This is a genomic window from Glycomyces mayteni (genome assembly GCF_042428885.1).
In the GTDB taxonomy this organism is placed as follows: domain Bacteria; phylum Actinomycetota; class Actinomycetes; order Mycobacteriales; family Micromonosporaceae; genus Glycomyces; species Glycomyces mayteni.
In genome coordinates this window covers 542,174-562,782 of sequence record NZ_JBHMBP010000003.1, presented here as the reverse complement: position 1 = coordinate 562,782, position 20,609 = coordinate 542,174, and the positions used below count along the sequence as shown (strand labels likewise).

Genomic DNA, 20,609 nt, shown 5'->3' with positions numbered 1-20,609 from the left:
ACGACCGCCCCGGCCCCCGCCGCCGAGGGCCCGCGGCCGCCGAGCGCCTCGCCGGCGGCCGCGACCCCCCCGCCCCCGGCCCCGTCCGTCCCGGTCGTGGAGCAGCGCACCGACCAGTTCCCGATCGTGCCGCCCCCGCTCACCGAGGTCTCGCCCGCCGCGGTCCCCAGCCCGCCCGTCACCGAGCAGGCCCCGCTGCTGCGCACGCCGCCCCGCCCGCCCATCGCCGAGCCGACACCGCCCGCCACCGTGGAGAGCACAGGACCCATGCCCGGATCCGCCAGCGCCCAAGCGCAGGACACCGAGTCCGCCCGCCTCGTCGACGCCGTCCGCCAGGTCCCCGGCGTCCGCGACGCGTTCCACGTGACGGCCCCCGACGGCGCCTCCAGCCTCCGCCTCGAACTCGAAGAGGGCGTCGACCCCGACGAGGTCCACGCCGTGGTCTCCGCGGTCGTCAACGAGCAGCGCGCGGTCGAGCCCGGCCCGCAGTCCGGCGACGAGGCCGAGATCCGCGGCCACGTCGAGCCCGCCTCCACCGACATCGAGGTCGCCTCCGTCGGCCCGGTCGAGCTGCGCCGCGTCGAGATCGAGTCCGCCGGCCTCGAAGCCGAAGTGAGCGTCACGCTCGCCCTCGGCGACACCGAGTCCACGGGCAAAGTGGCGGTCCCGCCGATCGACTGGCACATCCAGCACGCCGCCGCCGCGGCCACTGTGGAGGCCTTGCGCCCCCGCCTCGGCGCGGGCGACGTGCGCGTCGAGGTCGAGCACGCCTCGATCGTCCCCACCGGCCCCGTGAAGACCGCCGTCGTGGTCATCCTGTGGCTCGACGGCCGGTCCGTGCGGCGCCTCTCCGGGGCCTCGGTCGTGACCGCCGAACGCGCCCGGGCGGTGGTTTCGGCTACTTTGGGCGCGCTCGCTGCCGAAGTGGCACACTAGCTTCCATGAAACGGGCGCGGCTTGCAGGCGCCGAGGAGGTCCGCACTCCTCGGCGACCGCACCCGCCGTGGCCCGGGATCGAGCACCAGGTGAGCCGCCGCAGGCTCTTCATCCGCCACACCCCGGCGACCGCGCCGGGCGCCGAGCCCGCCGTGTTCGTCCACGGCCTCGGCGGCTCGGCGCAGAACTGGACCGACCTCGCCGACGCGCTCTCCGACCGGCTCCGCACCGACGCCGTGGACCTGCCCGGCTTCGGCCACTCCGCGCCCGCCCCGCGGACCACGATCCCGCTCCTGGCGCAGGACGTCGCCGCGTGGATCTCCGAGTCCGGGCGCGGCCCCGTCCACCTCGTCGGCCACTCCCTCGGCGGCGCGGTCGCGGTCTACCTCGCCTCGACCCGCCCCAACCTGGTCCGCACGCTCACCCTCATCTCGCCCGCGATGCCCTTCGGCAACCCGCGCCGCTCCCACCAGTCCCGGTACCTGCCGATGCTCGCGGTCCCCAACATCGCGTGGCTCGCCGACCGGGCCATGCGCGGGCGCACCCCGCAGCAGGTCGTGGACGACATCATCAGCGGCACCTGGGCCGACCCGTCCTCGATCGACCCCCAGCGCCGCCGCGAGGCCATCGCCGAGGCCCGCCACCGCCTCGCCGTCCCCTGGAACAACCAGGCGTACTTCCAGACCTACCGGGGCCTCATGGCCTCGTTCATGCAGGCCCTCGTCCCCGGCACGCACTCCCTGTGGCGCCTCGCCCGCGAGATCCAGCGCCCCACCCTCGTCGTGTGGGGCAAGCAGGACCGCGTCATCGACGTCCGCCAGGCCCCGCCCACGGCGCTGGCGATCCCCGACTCGCGCCTGCTCATCCTCGACCGCACCGGCCACGTCGCGATGATGGAGCGCCCCCAGGCCGTCGCGCGCGCGATGACCGCGATGCTCGACGAGGTCCGCAACAGCACCCCCGCCGACCCCGAGAACGCTTTGTCCGCATTGTGAACCGGAACAGGTTCACACAATGATCGGGGCTCGGCCCCGGGGGGCGTCAACTGTCCTAGACTCGCCGGTGTGACTGAGGGACGGCTGGATCGCAACCGCAGGCTCCGCAGACGACGGCGCTTCGTGCTGCTCGCGGTCCTCGTCGTCATGGCGGGCGCGGGACTGTACTTCGCGGTCGGCGCCGCCGACTCGGAGAAGCCGCAGGCCCTCGACGAGGACGAGCAGGCGGTCCCCACGAGCGCGGCGGCCGAGGCCGACGAGGCCGTGCCGCCCCCGCCGTCCCCCTCCCCGGAGGCCGCGAACGTGCCGCTGTACTTCTCGGGCACGGGGACCTGGACCTACGCCGAGCCGGCGGACACCGCGGTGTTCGGCGACGCGGGCACGCTCATGACGTACAACGTGGCCGCGGAGAACGGCATCGGGCTGGACGTCGAGGAGTTCAGCGACTTCGTGCACGCGACGCTGGTCGACGAGCGCTCGTGGACCGCGGGCGGGGCGTGGCGGTTCCAGCAGGTCGGTGGCGGGGACGCGGACTTCACGATCTACCTGGCGAGCCCCGAGCAGCGCTCGTACCTGTGCGGCTCGCAGAACACGACGGTCTCGTGCCGCAACGGCGACGCGGTCGTCATCAACTCGGCGCGGTGGATCACCGGGGTCGAGCACTGGGACGGCACCCTCGACACCTACCGCGAGTACGCGGTGAACCACGAGGTCGGACACCGGCTCGGGCACGGGCACGAGGTGTGCCCGGGGGACGGGGAGCTGTCGCCGGTGATGGCGCAGCAGACGTACCAGCTGGCCGGGTGCACGGGGAACGCGTGGCCGTTCCCGGACGGCGAGACGTACGTGTCGGGCCCGGCGGGGGACTACAACGGCCCCGACCTGCCGCCGGACGACTTCATCGACCAGTAGGGGCGGGCCCGCCGCAAGACCTGTCCCGCCATGCGGGACAAGGAATCTCACGAGGTGAATCGCGGCACACCGCCCCGGGCGGTGGAATATCCGCAGCGCGGACGGGCATTATTGGTGGTATGAGTTTGCCGCCGCTGGTCGAACCAGCCTCCGAGCTGTCGGTCGACGAGGTGCGCCGCTATTCGCGCCACCTCATCATCCCCGACGTCGCCATGGACGGTCAGAAACGACTCAAGAACGCCAAGGTGCTCTGCGTGGGCGCGGGCGGCCTCGGGTCCCCCGCGCTGATGTACCTGGCCGCGGCCGGGGTCGGCACGATCGGCATCGTCGAGTTCGACACCGTCGACGAGTCGAACCTCCAGCGCCAGATCATCCACGGCCAGTCCGACATCGGCCGCACCAAGGCCGAGTCCGCGGCCGAGTCGATCCGCGAGATCAACCCCTACGTGAACGTCGTCGTCCACAACACGGTGCTCGACAACGACAACGTCTTCGAGATCTTCGAGCCGTACGACCTCATCGTCGACGGCACCGACAACTTCGCGACGCGCTACATGGTCAACGACGCCGCGGTCCTGTCGGGCAAGCCCTACGTGTGGGGCTCGATCTACCGCTTCGACGGCCAGGCCAGCGTCTTCTGGGCCGACCAGGGCCCGTGCTACCGCTGCCTCTACCCCGAGCCCCCGCCGCCGGGCATGGTCCCCAGCTGCGCCGAGGGCGGCGTCCTGGGCGTCCTGTGCGCCTCGATCGGCTCGATCCAGGTCACCGAGGCCATCAAGCTGCTCACCGGGATCGGCGACCCGCTCGTGGGCTCGCTCATGGTCTACGACGCGCTGGAGATGACCTACCGCAAGATCAAGGTCCGCAAGGACCCCAACTGCGCGGTGTGCGGCCCGAACGCCACGGTCAAGGAGCTCATCGACTACGAGGACTTCTGCGGCTCGGTCACCGACGAGGCCGCCGAGGCCGTCGTCGGCTCCACGATCACGGCCCGCGAGCTGGCCGAGTGGATCAAGGAGGGGCGCGACATCGACCTCATCGACGTGCGCGAGCCCGCCGAGTACGAGATCGTGCGCATCCCCGGTTCGCGGCTGATCCCCAAGGGCGACATCGTGTCCGGTGCGGCTCTCGCGGATCTCCCGACGGAGCGGCAGGCGGTGTTCTACTGCAAGGCCGGCGTGCGCTCGGCCGAGGCGCTCGCCGCGGCGAAGGCCGCCGGGCTGAAGAACGCGGTCCACGTCCAGGGCGGCGTGCTCGGCTGGATCAACCAGGTCGACCCGAGCCTGCCGACGTACTAGCGGATTTTTTCGAAGGGCGCCCGGTCACCGGCCGAGCGCCCTTCGTCATGTTTCGAGGTCGTATGCCCGCGTTCGGGATTCGGGCGGTGCTTGCTCGGAGGATTCCCATGAAGGCCGGTTGACGCCGGTTCGACCGGTTCCCTAGCCTTGGGGCCATGATCCGCAGAAGCGAACCTTCCTCCCGTCTGCTCCGTCCCTCCCGCCGCGGCCTGCTGCGGTTCGGCGTGCCCGCCGCGGCCGCCCTCGTCGGGGCCGGAGCCGTGGCGACGGTGGCCGCCAACGCGTCGGAGAACGGCCTCCAGGCGATATTCGGGCCGAGCCGCGAAGCACTCGAAGCGGACCTGGCGGCCCGGATCGACGACTACCTGGCCTCCACCGGCACGCAGGTCGAGGCGTCGGTCGCGGTCGAGCGCGGGGACATGCGCCTGGACTACAACCCCGACCAGACGCACATCACCGCCTCGATCGTCAAGGTCGAGATCCTCTCGATGGTCCAGGAGTACTGGGGCTCGGTCGAGGCGATCCCCGAGGACCACCTCGAACTGCTCAACCGCATGATCCGCGAGTCCCACAACGACTCCACGTCCACGCTCTACAACTACTTGGGCGGCGTCGACGCGCTCGTCGCCGCGCACGCGAGGTACGGTCTCCAGGACACCACCCCCGATCCCCAGGGCCGCTGGGGCGTCGGATGGTCCTCCGCCTCCGATCAGCTCATCCTCGTGGGACTCAACCTCTTCGAGGGCGTCCTCGACGCCGAGCAGGTCGACCTCGGCCGCGAGCTCATGGGCTCGGTGATCGAGGAGCAGGCCTGGGGGGTCTCCGCCGCCGCGAAGGACGGCGAGACCGTCTGGCTCAAGAACGGCTGGGACGTCGAGTCCCAGCTCGGCGGCCTGTGGGTGGTCAACTCCATCGGCGTCCTCGACGGCGACGGCGACCCCGTCAAGCTGGCGGTCCTCACCAGCGGCGCGGTCGACGACGTCGAGGGGATCCCGATCGTCGAGGAGATCGCCAGGATCTCCCGCGACGTCATCCAATACGAATAGCCAGGAACCGCATGACTCTCGAAGCCCCCCAGCGCGATCCGGCCCCCCGGTCCCGCTCCCCCCGGCCGCGCCCCTCGCGGCGGACCCTCATCCGCGTCGCGGTCCCCGCCGCCGTCGCCCTCGCGGGCGGCACCGCCTGGATCGGCACCGCGGCCTGGGCCGCGGGCCCCTCCGACACCGAGCTCGCCGTCGAGCTCACCGACCGCGCCAAGGCGTACCTCGCGACCACGGGCACGCAGACGCAGGCGTCGGTGGTCGTCGGCCGCGAGAACCGCGTCATCACCACCAACAAGAGCCGCGTCCACGACACGGCCTCGCTCGTGAAGATGGAGATCCTCGCGATGCTCCTGGAGAAGTACTCCACCGTCTCGGCGATCCCCGCCGAGAAGAAGGAGTGGGCGCGGACGATGATCACCCAGTCCCACAACGACAACGCCACGAAGCTCTACAACTTCCTCGGCGGCTGCGCGGCCCTGTCGGCCGCGCACGTGCGCTACGGCCTCAAGAGCACCAAGGCCTCCGCGGACTGCCGCTGGGGCCTGACCACGACGACCGCGCCCGACCAGCTCCGCGTGCTGAACATGCTCACCGTCAAGGGCTACTTCAACCAGGAGAAGGTCGACTACGCGCGCTCGCTCATGGGCAAGGTGATCGACTCCCAGGACTGGGGCGTCAAGGCCGCCGCGAGCGCCGGGGAGACCGTGTGGCTCAAGAACGGCTGGGACTCCCGCTCGTCCCTCGGGGGCCTGTGGGTCGTCCACTCCGTCGGCTACATCTCGATCCCCAACAAGCACGACGTGCGGATGTCGATCCTCACCAGCAAGGCCCCGAACTACTCGACCGGCGTCACGATCGTCGAGCAGCTCGCGAAGATCGCCCGCTCGGTCATCATGAAGGCCGTCATCTAGGGACGCGGAACGGCCCGGTCCGCAGTGGACCGGGCCGTTTCCTATATCCTATAGGAAATAGGATATAGGATATAGGGCTAGTAGCGGTAGTGGTCGGGCTTGTACGGGCCCTCGACCGGGACGCCGATGTAGTCGGCCTGGCCCTTGGTCAGGGTCGTCAGCTTGACGCCGAGCGCGTCGAGGTGCAGGCGCGCCACTTCCTCGTCGAGGTGCTTCGGCAGCGTGTACACGCCGACCGGGTACTCCTCCAGCTTCGTGTGCAGCTCCATCTGCGCGAGCACCTGGTTCGTGAAGCTGTTGCTCATCACGAAGCTCGGGTGCCCGGTCGCGTTGCCCAGGTTGAGCAGGCGCCCCTCGGAGAGCACGATGATCGAGTGGCCGTCGGCGAACTGCCACTCGTGGACCTGCGGCTTCACTTCGAGCTTCTTGACGCCCGGCTCGGCGGCGAGGCCGGCCATGTCGATCTCGTTGTCGAAGTGGCCGATGTTGCCGACGATCGCCTGGTGCTTCATCCGGCGCATGTGCTCGATCGTGATGATGTCGCGGTTGCCGGTGGTCGTCACGAAGAGGTCCGCGTAGTCGACGGCGTCCTCAAGGGTGAGCACCTGGTAGCCGTCCATCGCGGCCTGGAGCGCGCAGATCGGGTCGACCTCGGTGACGATGACGCGCGCGCCCTGGCCGCGCAGCGACTCCGCCGAGCCCTTGCCGACGTCGCCGTACCCGCACACCACGGCGACCTTGCCGCCGATGAGCACGTCGGTGGCCCGGTTGATCCCGTCGACCAGCGAGTGCCGCACGCCGTACTTGTTGTCGAACTTCGACTTGGTGACCGAGTCGTTCACGTTGATCGCCGGGAACGGCAGGCGCCCCTCGCGCTCCAGCTCGTACAGGCGGTGCACGCCCGTGGTGGTCTCCTCGGTGACGCCCTTGACTTCGGCCGCCTTGCGGGAGAAGCGGGTCGGGTCCTCCTTGAGCGAGCGGGCCAGCAGCGCGAGCACCACGGCCTCCTCCTCGCTGTCGGCGGCCTGCGCCTCGGGGACGGCCCCGGCGGCCTCGAACTTCGCGCCGTTGACGACGAGCATCGTCGCGTCCCCGCCGTCGTCGAGGATCAGGTTCGGCTCCTCGGCGCCCCAGTCGAGGGCGCGCTCGGTGCACCACCAGTACTCTTCGAGCGTCTCGCCCTTCCAGGCGAACACCGGGACGCCCTGCGGGGCCTCCGGCGTGCCCTGCCCGACGGCGATGGCCGCGGCCGCGTGGTCCTGCGTCGAGAAGATGTTGCACGAGGCCCAGCGCACGCGCGCGCCGAGGGCCGTGAGCGTCTCGATGAGCACCGCGGTCTGGATCGTCATGTGCAGCGACCCGGTGATCCGCGCGCCCTCCAGCGGACGGTCGGCGCCGTAGCGCTCGCGCAGGGCCATCAGGCCCGGCATCTCGTGTTCGGCCAGGCGGATCTCGTGGCGGCCGAAGTCGGCCAGTTTGAGGTCGGCGACCTTGTACTCGTCGGCACGCAGCGTGTTCGTCATGCCCCAGATGCTACGCGCCGTCCCAAGCGGCCCAGCCGAACGGGACCGTGGCGCGGCGCACGGCGACACGCCCGGCGCGGGGCCCCTGGGGCGCCCGTGGCAGGCGACACGGAAAAAAATTTGCCGCAACCGCTGTTTCTGCTTGACACTGCTGAGGCGGTGGGTAATATTGCAGATACGCAGCGTCACGGAGATGCGGGAATCCACAGGGTTCCAGACCATTTCCGCAGGCGCCACGGGGAAACCAAACCGGGGGGAGTGCCCGGCAGTCTGGGGTGGCTGCCGGGCACATTTTTGCCCCGATTGGCAAGCGTTGTCATCTAATTCGATTGCGCGACGCACCCGATCTGCGAGAGGGTCGGGGCGTGAGCAACCCTGACATCGACATCGTCCCGATCGACCCGCTGAACCGCGACCAGGTCAACGGCTGGATCCGCACGCAGCGCGCCGTGACCGAGCACGACCTGCCGGGGGAATCGCTGCCGAGCCCCTCCTTCCAGCGCCTGCGCCTCCTCCTGTGGCCCGACTCGCTCGACGTCGAGCGCTACGTCGCCGTCCAGGACGGCGAGGTCGTCGGCGCCCTCCAGTACTCCATGCCGACCCAGGACAACCAGCACCTCCTCGAACTCGAACTCGAAGTCCGCCCCGACCGCCGCCGCGCCGGCCTCGGCACGGCTCTCAACGAGTTCACCGAGCGCCGCGCCGCCGAACTCGGCCGCGACACGATCCTGGCGTTCGCCGTCGACCCCCTCCCCGACGGCCCGCAGTTCGACCGCTCCGGCCAGGAGTTCGCGAAGGCCCGCGGCTACAAGGTCGTGGACCAGGAGATCCACCGCCGCAACGACCTCACCCTCGTCGGCGAGGACGAGCTCGCGAAGCTCTACGTCGACGCCTGGAGCAAGGCCGCCGGATACGAGCTGGTGCAGTGGATCGACGACTGCCCCGACGACGTCATCGACGGCTACGCGGCCCTGAACGAGCGCATGTACACCGACCCGCCCATGGGCGAGGAGCTCGACATCCGCCCCGCCAGCTACGACGCCGCGCGCATCCGCAACACCGAGTGGGTCATGAAGGAGCGCGGCCAGACCCAGTTCGTCACCGCCGTGCGCCACGTCGAGTCCGGCGAGCTCGCGGGCATGTCCGGCCTCGGCCTCACCCCCGGCGAGGAGCTGCACGCCTGGCAGCAGGACACCATCGTCGAGCAGAAGCACCGCGGCCACCGACTCGGCACGATCCTCAAGATCGCCAACCAGCGCCTCATGCGAAAGTACCGGCCGCAGATCCGCTACATCCACACGTGGAACGCCGAGGTCAACGACCACATGATCGCGATCAACGAGGCCATGGGCTACCGGGCCCTGTGCCGCGACCTCGACGTGCAGAAGAAGCTCAAGTAGCACGCAGATTCCCGCGTTGCAATGGGAAACGGCCCGACCGCTCAGCGGTCGGGCCGTTCTGTCGTCCGTGGCCTAGGCGCTGGCGATGAACAGCTCGCCCTCGCCGCTCGCGACGACCGGTCCGGCGGTGCCCGCGGAGAACGCGGCGCGGCCGGGGGCCAGCGCGGTGGCGCCCTGGTCGTCGGCGACGGTGACCTTGCCGCCGGTGGAGATGCAGATGCGGGGGCCGTCGACGTCGACGGTCAGCGGCTCGCCGGTGAGCTCGACGCGGCGGAGCAGGAAGTCGTCGATGGGGACCGGCCAGGTGCGGACCGGGCCGTCGTCCTCGGGGGCGGTGCGCGGGTCGGCCATGGCCTGGAAGTCGAGGACGCGCAGCAGCTCGGGGACGTCCACGCGCTTGTTGGTGAGGCCCCCGCGCAGCACGTTGTCGCTGGCGGCCATGATCTCGACGCCGAAGCCGTGCAGGTACGCGTGCAGGTTCCCCGCGGGCATGTACACCGCTTCGCCCGGCTGGAGCGTGATGTGGTTGAGCAGCAGGCTGACCAGGACGCCCGGGTCGTCGGGGTAGGACCGGGCGAGGGACACCAGGTCGGCGCCGTCGTCGGTCGCGAGCTCCGAGGCGGCCTTCGCGGCGGCGTCGATGATCGAGCGGCACTCGTCGCGGGCGAGGCCGAGGAGGTCCGGGACGGCCTTGCGCAGGCCGGCCTTCTTGTCGCGGAGGGTGGCCGCGAGCCCTTCGAGCTCGGGGACGCCGAGCGCCTCGATGTCGGCGGCGGCCTCAAGGGGGTCGCGGAAGCCGCACATGGCGCGGAACTCGGTGAGCGCCACGAGCATCTCGGGCTTGTGGTTGTCGTCCACGTAGTTGCGGTAGGCCATGTCGATGCCGATGCGCATCTCCCGCTGGTGGCCCGAGTGGGCCTGGCGGGCGTTCGGGTGCGCCTGGAGCGACAGCGGCTTCGCGGCGGCGAGGAGCTTGAGCAGGAACGGGAGCTTCGGGCCGAAGCTCTCGTGGGCGCGCTCGCCGAGCATCCCGGCCGGGTCGGAGGCGATCGCCGCGTCGAGGGGCCGCCCGTCGTGGAGGGTCGAGGGCGCGCTGTGGTGGGCGCCGAACCACTCCTCGGCCTCGGGCAGGTCGGCCGGGACCTCGCGGTCCTGGAGCCTGGCGATGTCGATCTGCGATCCCCACGCGTAGTTGCGGATGACGCCGTAGAGCCCCTGCACCGCCGCTCCTCACTCATATTGGTCCCGAGACCACAACTCTATCCGTTGGGCCCTTGCGTACCGTAGCCCGCGCCCTCTCTCGGATGACGCGGGGCACCGGCACGGGAAGGGCCGCGGACGGCGCTGCGTCCGCGGCCCCTCACGCCCGGTTCACTCGCTGCCGAGCGTGAAGTCCTTCATCTCCGAGACGGCGGGGACGCGCATCGGGTCGAGGCCGTGCGCGAGCGCCAGGTACACCGACGCGAAGTCGGGCACGGCGATGAGCGACGCGAGCCGCTCCAGCGCGCAGCCGCCCTCGGCGGGGAGCACGTCGCAGCGGACGCCGCGGCGCCCGGCCAGGTCGGCGACGGCGTCGGCGCGGCGCGTGTCGGGCTTGGGGTTGGCGTCGTCGCCGTCGAGGCCGTCGTCGCGCATGAGCACGATCCGCAGCCGGGTCAACTCGTCGCTGTCGTCGGGGTCCGCGAAGATGTCCTTCTGGCCCTCGGCGAGCGACCCGAACACGCCGTCGAGGAGGCCGACGCGGCCGCGGCCGACCTCGCCCAGCTCGCCGGAGACCACCGGGTAGCGGGAGTTCGCGGCGAGCATGTCGCCGAAGCGGCGGGCCGCGACGCCCGCGAGGGGGCTGGAGCCCCACACCACGGGGATGGACCCGGCGAGGTTCATCGCCAGCTCCTTCGCCGGGTTGACGTACGCGTCCGCGTCGGGGCGGCACCGCTCGGCGTCCTCGTCGAGGCGGCGCGCGGTCTCGGCGATGTCCGCCTCCACGAGGTTCACGAGCCCGAGCTCCCTGGCGGCCATGAGGACCGGCACGGTGAGCGCCCACAGGCTGAGGCGCGCGGGGGCGCGGCGCGGGACCGCGACGAACGAGGCGCGGGCGCGCTCGGCGAGCGACTGGAGCTCGGAGTCGGGCGCGCCGATCGCGACGAGGCGGGCGCCGCGCCGGGCGGCGGCCTCGGCGGCCGCGAGGGCCTCGGGGCTGCGGCCGGACGCGGACACGGCGATGACGACGTCGGCGGCGCCGACCCAGCCGGGGACGCCCGCGGAGCGGTGCCCGAGGATCGGGACCGGGCAGCGGGGCCCGGCGACCGTGGCGAGGATGTCGCCGGTGCGGGCCGCGGTGCCGACGCCCGCGACCACGACCGCGCGCGGGCGGCCCTCCTCGGCGAGGGCGGCCAGCCCGGCGTCGCGGGCCAGCGCCGCCGACTCGCGCAGCTGCGGCCCGGCCGAGGCGAGCGCCCACAGGGCCCCGCCGGGGCGGATCGCGTCGCTCAGGTCGCCTTCGATGCGCCGTTCGTCCGGGAGCCGGTCGCCGGTGATGCCGGCGATGCCGTCGTCCTCAAGACCCATGCTGTTCCTCCTTGGCCTGTCGCGGCCGTCGCGTTCGGGTTGCCGGATGGGATCGCTCGGGGGTGCCCGCCGCGCCCTCGGTGCTGCTCGGGGCCCGCTGTGCCGCGGCGCTACTCGGCGGCCCCGTCGAGGAGCATCACGGGGATGCCGTCCTCGACGCGGAAGACCTTCGCGCACTCGGAGCACGTCAGGGCGTTCTCCTCGCGGTCGTAGGCGAGCGGGGCGTGGTGCGGTTCGGGGCAGCGCAGCAGTTCGAGGAGCACTGGTTTGGGCGCGGTGGCGGGCATGGCCTATTTCCTTACGATGCGGAGGATGTCGTCGCGCAGCCGTTCCATCGAGGCCGTGTCGGGGCCTTCGGCGTTCAGCCGCAGCAGCGGTTCGGTGTTGGAGGGGCGCAGGTTGGCCCAGGAGCCGTCTGCGAAGGAGACGGTGAGCCCGTCGAGGCGGTCGGTGTCGACGCCGTCTTCGGCGTCGAAGTGGGCGGCGACCTCTTCGATCTTCGCGTGAGGGTCGTCCACCTTGGAGTTGATCTCGCCGGAGGCGGTGTAGCGCACGTAGTCCGCGGCCAGTTCGGCGAGCGTCTGGTCCGAGCCGCCGACGGCGGCGAGGACGTGCATGGCCGCGAGCATGCCGGTGTCGGCGAACCAGAAGTCCTTGAAGTAGTAGTGCCCGGAGTGCTCGCCGCCGAAGACCGCGTCCTCCTCGGCCATGACGGCCTTGATGTAGGAGTGGCCGACGCGGGTGCGCAGGGGGCGGCCGCCGTGCTCGCCGATGATCTCGGGGACGGCCTTCGAGGTGATCAGGTTGTGGCAGACCGCGGAGCCGGGGTGCTTGGCGAGTTCGCGGGTGGCGATGAGCGCGGTGATCGCGGAGGGGGTGACGGGCTCGCCGTCGGCGTCCACGACGAAGCAGCGGTCGGCGTCGCCGTCGAACGCGAGGCCGAGGTCGGCGCCGGTCTCCTTGACGCGGGCCTGGAGGTCCACGATGTTCGCCGGTTCGAGGGGGTTGGCCTCGTGGTTGGGGAAGGTCCCGTCGAGCTCGAAGTAGAGCGGGTCGATGTCGAGGGGGAGCGCGGCGAGGAGCTGGTCGCCGAGGACCGCGGGGACGGTGTGGCCGCCCATGCCGTTGCCCGCGTCCACGACCACTTTGAGGGGGCGGATGCCGGAGAGGTCCACGAGGTCGCGCATGTACTCGGCGTAGGCGGTGAGGAATTCCTCGTGCGCGACGGTGCCGGGCTGCTCGGCTTCGGGGGCGGGTTCGCCGTCGAGGATCGCCTGGGCCCGGTCGCGGATGTCGGCGAGGCCGGTGTCGAGGCCGATGGGCCGCGCGGCGGGCAGGCACATCTTGAGGCCGTTGTACTCGGCGGGGTTGTGGCTGGCGGTGAACATCGCGCCGGCGACGTTCCGCAGCCCCGCGATGAAGTAGAGCATGTCGGTGGAGCACAGCCCGGCGTCGAGGACGTCGGCGCCGGCGCGGGTGGCGCCGCGCGCGAAGGCCTCGGCGAAGCTGGGGCCCGAGTCGCGCATGTCGTGGCCGACAGCCCAGGTCTTCTCGCCGGTGACGGCGACGGCGGCCGCGCCGATCGCCTCCATGACCTCGGGCGTGAGCTGCGAGCCGACGAGTCCGCGGACGTCGTAGGCCTTCACGAATTCAGTGAGCTTGGGAGCCACGGGCTGCTGCCGCCTTTCGGGTGTGCATGCGGGGCCGATCGGGGGAGGGAGCCTCCGCGGACCCGCCGCGCCGCTGCGGAGGGGCCGCCCCCGCACACGAGACTAACCCTGCATGTCCTCATCGCCGGACACCACCCGGAGGTGACGCCGGGCACCGAATCCCGGGTTCGCGGGGCGGAAGCCCTGGCGCGGAGCCGGTTCGGCCTCGGCGAGGCGGCGGCTCGCGAGCGTCGCGGCGTCGTCGGGCTCGCCCGGGTCCTCGTGGCGCTCGCCGACCGCGGCCTCGCGCACGGCGTTGGCCAGTGCGACCAGGTCGTCGTCGGTGGGCATGGGCACGGCGTAGTCGCCCTGGTGCCTGACGAGCTCCCAGCCGTGGGGCACGGTGAGGCGCCGGGCGTGCGCATCACACAGGTCGTAGCTGTGGGGCTCCCGCGTCGTGGAGAGCGGGCCGACCACAGCCGTCGAATCCGAGTAGATATATGTCAAAGTGGCCACCGCAGGCTGGCGGCAGCCGTTCCGGGAGCAACGCCGATCCGACCTCACCCCACGAAACTACCACTCGCGGTGTCGAAGTCGGTGTTGCTGACCAGTGGCCGCGGAGGGATTCGCGGCGCGGGGCCGTTCGGGGGCCGGTTTCGTCCGACCCGGACGCTAAGGTGGCCCCATGCGCAGAGATCGACACGGACGGGGGATGCGGGGCCCGCTGGCGCCCGGCTCGCTGCCGCTGCGGCGCACCCCGGTGGAGGAGTTCGACGCGCTGGTCATGGAATCGGTGGTGACGATCGAGCGTCGCCTCTCGGAGACGCTGGGCGCGAAGTTCACCGACCTGCGCCACATCGAGTTCGCGGTGGACGAGGTCCCCCCGGAGCCGCAGTCGTACGACGCGGACATCGTCGAGGACCGGGGCGTGCCCCTCTCGAAGCTGTACCCGGCGCAGCCGGGGACGGCCGCGGCCTCGCCGCGGATCGTCCTGTACCGCAGGCCGATCGAGCTGCGCGGCGAGGGCAAGGCCGACATGGAGTCGCTGGTGCGCTCGGTCCTGGTGGAGCAGCTCGCGTCGCTGCTGAACCTCCCGCCGGAGGACCTGGAGTTCTGAGCGGTGCTCATGACTTGTTCGAGTGGGAATGTCGGACCTGCGGCATACACTGAAAACAAGGGGTCCCCCGGGCGGACATATCGGGAATATCCGGTTTCGCGTTTCGCCGGGAACGGCGAAGGGGCGCAGCCCTGCGGCCGCGCCCCCTCATCCGCTCGTCGGGATGTCCCTTACGCCGCCACCGGCACGCGGGGTTCGGGCGCGGGCTCCGTTGCCCGCGGTGCGGCCGGCTCGCCTCGGCGAGGTCCGACCAGTTCGTCCATCAGCGCCTCGCTGCGGCAGCCGCCCAGCAGGACGGGCTCCGCGTGCGGAGCCTCGGCCGTGAAGGCGAACTCCGACGCGAGCGCGGGGTTGATCATCGGGGTCGGCATGCACACCACCACCGGCAGCCGTTCGTGCCTGCGGCGGGCCGCCTCCCGGGCCTGGCGTTTGATCTTGCGGCGCTCCCGCTCCGAGAGCCCGCCCCAGATGCCGAATCGCTCGTCGTGGTCGAGTGCGTAGTTCAGACAGTTCTCTTTGACCTCGCACCGCGCGCAGATGCGTTTCGCATCGCGTGTGGAGCCCCCTTTTTCGGGGAAGAACGCCTCCGGGTCGGTCTGCGCGCACAATGCGCGAACCTGCCACTCCGGAACGTTACCCAACAGGTCGGCCAAGTAGTCACGGCCGTCCATATACGTCCGCCTCCTCGTTCGCGCACCGGAATCCGGTGCTCCCCCCTTGCAATCACTTGCACGGCACCGGAATGCGGACTTGAGGCGTGCACGCGTCCCCTCCCCTGAAACGCGTACGGGCCTGCGGCGGGCGCGCCGGTCGCCCGCTGGTGGTCAAGTCCTGCAATAGGTTCCGATGCCCCGCGGGCGGCCTGAAGATGGGGCCGCACCGCCTGACTCATCTCTATGGACGATGAGTGCTCGTCGCTATTCGATAACGGTTCGATATCAGACGATAGCGCACAGTGATCCGAACGATGGAAGGACCCCTCAGACTCACGCTTGCGGGGGACCTTACTTGACAGGCTCCGCAGTGGAGGTTCGCTCGCCTTTTCCGGCCTTCTGTGCGAATGCGAGGCCGATGGCGGCCAGCACGAGCCACACGACGTCGAGCAGCAGTCTCTCGACCGTCGCCCTCGCGTCGATGAAGACCTGTCCTTCCTTCGCCAGTTGCCCGGCCTCGTCGAATCCGTACCGTGCCGCCGTCAAAGCCAGCAGCACTCCGATAACGATGTAGGCGGCGTAGACGAGACGGGTCAGGCGTCCGATCACCCGTCCGGGTCTCGTCGGCGGCGCCAGGAGGACCGCGAGCAGCGGCAGCGCCACGGGCAGGACCGAGAAGAGCGTGCCGCGGGCCTCGTCGGTGAAGCCGATCCCGGCGGCGCGGCTCATGGTGTCGTCGCGCGGGTCGAGCCCGGCGCCGAACAGCCACTGCGACAAAGCGACCAGGATGACGAGGACGGCGCACGCGAGGAGGACGGCGGCGACGGCGGTGCGGGTGCGCGTCGCGAGCTGCAGGGTCGGCATCAGATCAGGTCGTTCCTCTGCGACTGCTTCAACTCCTCGACCAGTCCCTTCACTTCCTGCGCGCGGTCCCTGGGGCACACCAGGAGCGCGTCGGGGGTGTCCACGATGATGAGGTCGTCCACGCCGACGGTGGCGACGAGGCGCCCGGCCGCGGGGACGACGACGTTCCGCTTCGACTCGGTCAGCAGCGCCTCGCCGGAGCCGCGCGGCTCCACCACGACGTTCCCGACCTTGTCGGCGGCCTTGAGGACCTGCCCGAGCGTGTTGTAGTCGCCCACGTCGTGCCAGTCGAAGTCGCCGGGGACGACGCCGACGCGCCCGGCCGCGGCCGCGGGCTCCATGACGGCGTAGTCGATCGAGATCTTCTCCAGCGTCGGCCACAGCTGCGAGAACAGGGCCTCGCGGCCCGTGGAGTCCCAGGCCTTCGCGAGGGTCCGCACCGCGTCGTGCAGGGCCGGGCGGTGGCGGGCGAGCTCGGCGAGGAACACGTCCACGCGCCACACGAACATCCCGGCGTTCCACAGGTAGTTCCCCGAGGAGACGTACTCGACCGCGGAGACCTGGTCGGGCTTCTCCACGAACGCTTCGAGCTGGTACCCCGGGCCCACGGGCGCGCCGATGCGCAGGTAGCCCATGCCGGTGTCGGGGCCGGTCGGGTTGATGCCGATGGTCATGAGCAGGCCGGTGGCGGCCAGCTCCATCGCGCGCTCGACGGTCTTGGCGAACGCCTCGCCGTCGGGCACCAGGTGGTCGGCGGCGAACGCGCCCATGACCGCGGTCGGCTCGCGCTCGGCGATGACGGCCGCGGCGAGGCTGATCGCGGCGGCGGAGTCCCTGGGGGAGGGCTCGACGAGGATGTTGTCGCCGGGCACCTCGGGGAGCTGGCGGGCCACGTCGACCGCGTGCGCGGCGCCGGTGACCACGTAGACGTGGTCGGGCCGCGACAGCAGCCGCACCCGCTCGACCGTCGACTGGAGGAGCGACGAGTCGGTGCCCGTGAGAGGCAGCAGGAACTTGGGTCGTTGCGCGCGAGACAGGGGCCAGAGCCGGGTTCCGGAACCGCCTGCGGGGACCACCGCGTGAAGCATGCCAATAGTCTTGCACGCCCCTCCCACGTGCCCGTTCACCCCTGCGGCGGGCCGCCCGCGGTGACGCGGGCGTTGCGGGCGGGTGAAGACGGGGCGACGTCCCCGGCCCACGGGCGGGGATACCGCTTGCCGAGGGGGCGAGGGGCCGTGCAGACTGGTGCCGATCCGACCGCAGAGGAGCCCGCATGCCCATCCGCTACGACGACGCCGCCCGCACCTGGCACCTGACGGGGGCCGGCGTGTCCTACGTCGTGGGCCTCGGCGACGGACTGCCCCGCCAGCTCCACTGGGGCCCGGCGATCCCCGACGGGGCCGTCCCGTCCCTCGTGCGGGAGTGGCGCGAGGCGTACTCCTTCGACGACCGCCTCCACACCGGCGCCGAGCTCCTCGGCGAGCTCGGGCCCCAGTTCGCGACCCCGTCCCTCCAGCTGCGGCACCCGGACGGCGCCAAGGGCTTCGCGTGGCACTACCGGGATCACTCGATCGAGGGAGACCGCCTCGCGATCTCCTTCACCGACCGGGACCTGGCCCTGACCCTCCACTACCGCCTGTGGGACACCGGGGTCCTCGACCGGTGGGCCGCGATCGAGGCGGCCGGGCCGGTCGAGGTGTCGCGCTTTGACTCCGCGGCCTGGACCCTCCCGCACTGGGACGGCTACCGGCTCTCCCACCTCTCCGGCGAATGGGCCGGGGAGTGGCAGCTGCGGCGCACCGAGCTGCCCGTCGGCGAGACCGTCCTCGGCTCGCGCCGCGGCAACACCAGCCACCAGGCCAACCCGTGGATCGCCCTCGACGACGGCACCGCCACCGAGACCGCCGGGACCGTGTACTCGGCGAACCTCGCGTGGTCCGGGTCCTGGCGCGTCCAGCTGCGCCGCTCCGCGCAGGGCCGCGTCTCGGTCACCGGCGGCGCCGGGCAGGAGGGCCTGCACTGGACCCTGCGCGACGGCGAGACCTGGACGACGCCCGTGTACTCCGGGCTGTTCAGCACCGAGGGCTTCGGCGGGGTCTCGCGCGCCTGGCACGAGCACCTGCGCCGCCACGTCATGCCCACCGCCGACGAGGACGCGCCGGTCCTCTTCAACTCCTGGGAGGCCGTGTTCTTCGAGGTCTCCGAGGAGAAGCAGCTCCCGCTCGTGGAGCTGGCCGCGCGCATCGGCTGCGAGCAGTTCGTCGTGGACGACGGCTGGTTCGGGCGGCGCACCAGTGACAACGCCGGGCTCGGCGACTGGTGGCACAACCCCGAGCGGTTCCCCCGGGGCCTGACCCCGCTCGCCGACGCCGTCCACAAGGCGGGCATGCGGTTCGGCATCTGGGTCGAGCCGGAGATGGTCAACGCCGACTCCGACCTCTACCGCGCCCACCCCGACTGGGTCCTGCACCAGGCGGGCCGCGACCGGACCGAGCTGCGGCGGCAGATGGTCCTCGACTACGGCCGCCCCGAGGTCGCCGAATGGGCCTTCACCTGGCTCGACAGGCTCCTGAGCGAGCACCCGATCGACTACGTCAAGTGGGACCACAACCGACCCCTCACCGAAGTGGGCCGCCCCGGCGCCGACGACCCCGACCGCGCCCACTTCGAGCACGTGCAGGCCGTCTACGACCTCAAGGACCGCCTGCGCCGCGCCCACCCCGGCGTGCGCATCGAGGGCTGCGCCGGGGGCGCCGCCCGCGTCGACCCGGGCATCCTGCGCTACGTCGACCAGGTGTGGACCTCGGACAACACCGACGCGGGCGACCGCGTCAACATCCAGTACGGCTTCGGCCAGGCGTACCCGGCGCGGGCCATGGGCGCGTGGATCACCGACGAGCCCAGCGGCTTCAACCACCGCACCACCTCCCTGCGCTTCCGCTTCCAGGTCGCCAGCGCAGGGGTGCTCGCCGTGGGCGGGGACCTCTCGGCGTGGTCGGAGGCCGAGCTCGACGAGGCCGCCGCGCACATCGCGCTGTACAAGGAGCTGCGGCCGGTCGTGCAGCACGGCGCGCAGTACCGGCTCGGGGACCCGGAGGCCACCGCGCTGACGGGCGTCCAGTACGTGCTCGGCGACCGGATCGCGGTGCTGGCGTTCAAGACCCCGTGGCACTGCAACCGGCCGCTCGCGCCGCTGCGGCCCGCGGGCGTGCCGTCCGATTCGCGTTGGATCGACGAGGACACGGGCGAGACCCATTGGGGCGGGGCGCTCAACGCGCTGGGACTGCCCCTGCGGTGGACCCCTGCGGACTGGGACTCCGCTATCATCAGACTGCGGAGAGTTGAATAAGACGTTCAAGTCGCCGAATACACACAGGACGATCACTGTCAGTGATCGCCCTGGTGTATATGGCCGAAGTGCGTAGTATCTCTGCTATACCCCGGTTACCGAATGCCCCCGACTTGCACCGACCCCTTAGACTCACCGCAGTTCCGCCCATCCCAAGAACGAGAACATTTGGAGTTCCCTCGTGGCTTACCCGCCTGCCCCGGCGCCCGTGCCCCAGCCCGCCCCCGTGAAGCAGGGCAACGGCTTCGGCGTGACCGCCCTCGTGCTCGGCATCGTCGGGCTCGTCTTCGGCGTCATCCCCTTCGTGAACGTCATCGGCATCATCCTCGGCGTCCTCGCCGTCATCTTCGGGATCATCGCCCTCGTGGTCGCCGGCAAGCGCAACGGCAAGGGCAAGGGCACCGGCGGAACCGGTCTCGTGCTCGGCATCCTGGCCGTCGGCGTCGCCATCGCGATCAACATCCTCGTGGTCAACGCCGCCAGCGACTACATCGACGACGAGTGGCAGAAGGCGTGCGACGATGCCGGCCTCTCCGAGGAAGAGTGCGGCGACTGGGAGGACTGGGAGTCCTACGAGACCCCGTAGTCCCTGAGACGATCGAGGGCCGCAGCGGTATCCGCTGCGGCCCTTTGCTTCTGCTCTAGAACAGTCTCGGCTGGCTCTCGTCCACGGCCCCGCGGAGGTCGTCGTAGTCCAGGACGACGCAGCGGATGCCGCGATCCTCGGCGAGGACGCGGGCCTGCGGCTTGATGGCCTGGGCGGCGAAGACGCCGTCGACGGGGGCGAGCAGCGGGTCGCGGTTGAGCAGCTCCAGGTACCGGGTCAGCTGCTCGACGCCGTCGATCTCCCCGCGCCGCTTGATCTCCACCGCCACGTGCTTCCCGTCCGCGTTGCGGCACATGAGGTCCACGGGCCCGATCGCGGTCGGGTACTCCCGCCGCACCAGGCTCCACCCCTTCCCCAGCGGCGCCGTGTCGGCCGCCAGCAGCTCCTGAAGGTGCGCCTCGACCCCGTCCTTCTGCAGCCCCGGGTCCACCCCCAGCTCATGGCTCGAATCGTGCAGCACTTCCTCGATCGAGATCTTCAGCTGGTCCCCGGTCTTCTTCGACGTCACCGTCCACTCGGTCGCCCCCTCCACCACCGTGCAAGGCGGCGTCATCCAGTTCAACGGCTTGTACGACCCCCCGTCGGCATGCACCAGCACACTCCCGTCCGCCTTCAGCATGATCAGGCGGGGAGCCATGGGGAGATGGGCGGAGAGCCGCCCCGTGTAGTCGACCGAGCAGCGGGCCACAACCAAACGCATGGGGAGCACCCTACCGTTCGGGGGCGGGCGGTTTCGGGGCTGGACGTGGGGGGTGGTGGGCGCGGCGGGGCGAGCACCCGTTGA

Annotated in this window: 18 protein-coding genes and 2 pseudogenes; 10 read left to right on the top strand and 10 right to left on the bottom strand. The window is 71.2% G+C overall.

Annotated features, from left to right (window positions below; genetic code table 11):
- The 6 genes and pseudogenes from ACFFXY_RS15200 to ACFFXY_RS15175 all read left to right on the top strand — a co-directional run.
- A pseudogene (locus ACFFXY_RS15200) lies at nucleotides 1-936 on the top strand (hypothetical protein); the annotation flags it as partial.
- 5 nt (nucleotides 937-941) lie between these two features.
- A complete protein-coding gene (locus ACFFXY_RS15195) occupies nucleotides 942-1,931 on the top strand; it encodes an alpha/beta fold hydrolase (RefSeq protein WP_382351985.1) in 990 nt (329 codons plus the stop codon).
- 69 nt (nucleotides 1,932-2,000) lie between these two features.
- On the top strand, nucleotides 2,001-2,843 hold the full coding sequence (locus ACFFXY_RS15190; protein WP_382351982.1) for a DUF3152 domain-containing protein: 843 nt from the start codon (nucleotides 2,001-2,003) through the stop codon (nucleotides 2,841-2,843).
- 119 nt (nucleotides 2,844-2,962) lie between these two features.
- Entirely contained in the window at nucleotides 2,963-4,141 is a 1,179-nt protein-coding gene (moeZ, locus tag ACFFXY_RS15185) for an adenylyltransferase/sulfurtransferase MoeZ (protein WP_382351979.1), read from the top strand.
- 155 nt (nucleotides 4,142-4,296) lie between these two features.
- Nucleotides 4,297-5,187: a serine hydrolase gene (locus ACFFXY_RS15180; RefSeq protein WP_382351977.1), complete on the top strand. Its 891-nt coding sequence runs from the start codon at nucleotides 4,297-4,299 to the stop codon at nucleotides 5,185-5,187.
- 11 nt (nucleotides 5,188-5,198) lie between these two features.
- A complete protein-coding gene (locus ACFFXY_RS15175) occupies nucleotides 5,199-6,095 on the top strand; it encodes a serine hydrolase (RefSeq protein ID WP_382351974.1) in 897 nt (298 codons plus the stop codon).
- A gap of 77 nt (nucleotides 6,096-6,172) precedes the next feature.
- On the opposite strand, the gene ahcY is transcribed toward ACFFXY_RS15175, so the two are convergent.
- Nucleotides 6,173-7,618 (bottom strand): adenosylhomocysteinase, encoded by a 1,446-nt coding sequence (gene ahcY, locus ACFFXY_RS15170; protein ID WP_382351972.1) that lies wholly within the window; start codon nucleotides 7,616-7,618, stop codon nucleotides 6,173-6,175.
- A gap of 365 nt (nucleotides 7,619-7,983) precedes the next feature.
- Here ahcY and ACFFXY_RS15165 point away from each other — a divergent pair, with 365 nt between their 5' ends.
- Entirely contained in the window at nucleotides 7,984-9,018 is a 1,035-nt protein-coding gene (locus ACFFXY_RS15165) for a GNAT family N-acetyltransferase (protein ID WP_382351969.1), read from the top strand.
- Between the two features lie 72 nt (nucleotides 9,019-9,090).
- Here the strand turns inward: ACFFXY_RS15165 and manA are convergent, their stop codons facing one another.
- The 5 genes from manA to ACFFXY_RS15140 all read right to left on the bottom strand — a co-directional run bounded on the left by manA (nucleotide 9,091) and on the right by ACFFXY_RS15140 (nucleotide 13,799).
- Nucleotides 9,091-10,239 (bottom strand): mannose-6-phosphate isomerase, class I, encoded by a 1,149-nt coding sequence (gene manA, locus ACFFXY_RS15160; RefSeq protein WP_382351966.1) that lies wholly within the window; start codon nucleotides 10,237-10,239, stop codon nucleotides 9,091-9,093.
- A gap of 150 nt (nucleotides 10,240-10,389) precedes the next feature.
- Nucleotides 10,390-11,586, bottom strand: coding sequence for an SIS domain-containing protein (locus ACFFXY_RS15155; protein ID WP_382351963.1), 1,197 nt, complete (start codon nucleotides 11,584-11,586; stop codon nucleotides 10,390-10,392).
- Nucleotides 11,587-11,696: 110 nt separating this feature from the next.
- Nucleotides 11,697-11,873, bottom strand: a complete 177-nt coding sequence (locus tag ACFFXY_RS15150; protein WP_382351961.1) for a Trm112 family protein — start codon at nucleotides 11,871-11,873, stop codon at nucleotides 11,697-11,699.
- Between the two features lie 3 nt (nucleotides 11,874-11,876).
- Nucleotides 11,877-13,256 (bottom strand): phosphomannomutase/phosphoglucomutase, encoded by a 1,380-nt coding sequence (locus ACFFXY_RS15145; RefSeq protein WP_382351958.1) that lies wholly within the window; start codon nucleotides 13,254-13,256, stop codon nucleotides 11,877-11,879.
- A 102-nt stretch (nucleotides 13,257-13,358) separates the two neighbouring features.
- Nucleotides 13,359-13,799 carry a DUF3499 domain-containing protein gene (locus ACFFXY_RS15140; protein ID WP_359944845.1) on the bottom strand — a complete coding sequence of 147 codons (441 nt, stop codon included), beginning with the start codon at nucleotides 13,797-13,799 and terminating at the stop codon, nucleotides 13,359-13,361.
- A gap of 121 nt (nucleotides 13,800-13,920) precedes the next feature.
- Here ACFFXY_RS15140 and ACFFXY_RS15135 point away from each other — a divergent pair, with 121 nt between their 5' ends.
- A complete protein-coding gene (locus tag ACFFXY_RS15135) occupies nucleotides 13,921-14,352 on the top strand; it encodes a metallopeptidase family protein (protein WP_359944842.1) in 432 nt (143 codons plus the stop codon).
- A 419-nt stretch (nucleotides 14,353-14,771) separates the two neighbouring features.
- Here ACFFXY_RS15135 and ACFFXY_RS15130 read toward each other — a convergent pair.
- The 3 genes and pseudogenes from ACFFXY_RS15130 to ACFFXY_RS15120 all read right to left on the bottom strand — a co-directional run.
- Nucleotides 14,772-15,023: pseudogene (locus ACFFXY_RS15130) on the bottom strand (WhiB family transcriptional regulator); the annotation flags it as partial.
- 333 nt (nucleotides 15,024-15,356) lie between these two features.
- Entirely contained in the window at nucleotides 15,357-15,869 is a 513-nt protein-coding gene (locus ACFFXY_RS15125) for a hypothetical protein (protein WP_382351955.1), read from the bottom strand.
- Nucleotides 15,869-16,957 carry a mannose-1-phosphate guanylyltransferase gene (locus ACFFXY_RS15120; RefSeq protein ID WP_382351952.1) on the bottom strand — a complete coding sequence of 363 codons (1,089 nt, stop codon included), beginning with the start codon at nucleotides 16,955-16,957 and terminating at the stop codon, nucleotides 15,869-15,871. The genes ACFFXY_RS15125 and ACFFXY_RS15120 overlap by 1 nt, the downstream gene beginning before the upstream one ends.
- Before the next feature lie 185 nt (nucleotides 16,958-17,142).
- On the opposite strand from ACFFXY_RS15120, the gene ACFFXY_RS15115 reads away from it, so the two are divergent.
- Together ACFFXY_RS15115 and ACFFXY_RS15110 are read left to right on the top strand one after the other, a co-directional pair.
- Nucleotides 17,143-19,218 carry an alpha-galactosidase gene (locus ACFFXY_RS15115; RefSeq protein ID WP_382351949.1) on the top strand — a complete coding sequence of 692 codons (2,076 nt, stop codon included), beginning with the start codon at nucleotides 17,143-17,145 and terminating at the stop codon, nucleotides 19,216-19,218.
- Between the two features lie 181 nt (nucleotides 19,219-19,399).
- Entirely contained in the window at nucleotides 19,400-19,804 is a 405-nt protein-coding gene (locus tag ACFFXY_RS15110) for a DUF4190 domain-containing protein (RefSeq protein ID WP_382351946.1), read from the top strand.
- Between the two features lie 55 nt (nucleotides 19,805-19,859).
- On the opposite strand, the gene nucS is transcribed toward ACFFXY_RS15110, so the two are convergent.
- Nucleotides 19,860-20,525 carry an endonuclease NucS gene (nucS, locus tag ACFFXY_RS15105; protein ID WP_382351943.1) on the bottom strand — a complete coding sequence of 222 codons (666 nt, stop codon included), beginning with the start codon at nucleotides 20,523-20,525 and terminating at the stop codon, nucleotides 19,860-19,862.
- Nucleotides 20,526-20,609 lie beyond the last annotated feature (84 nt).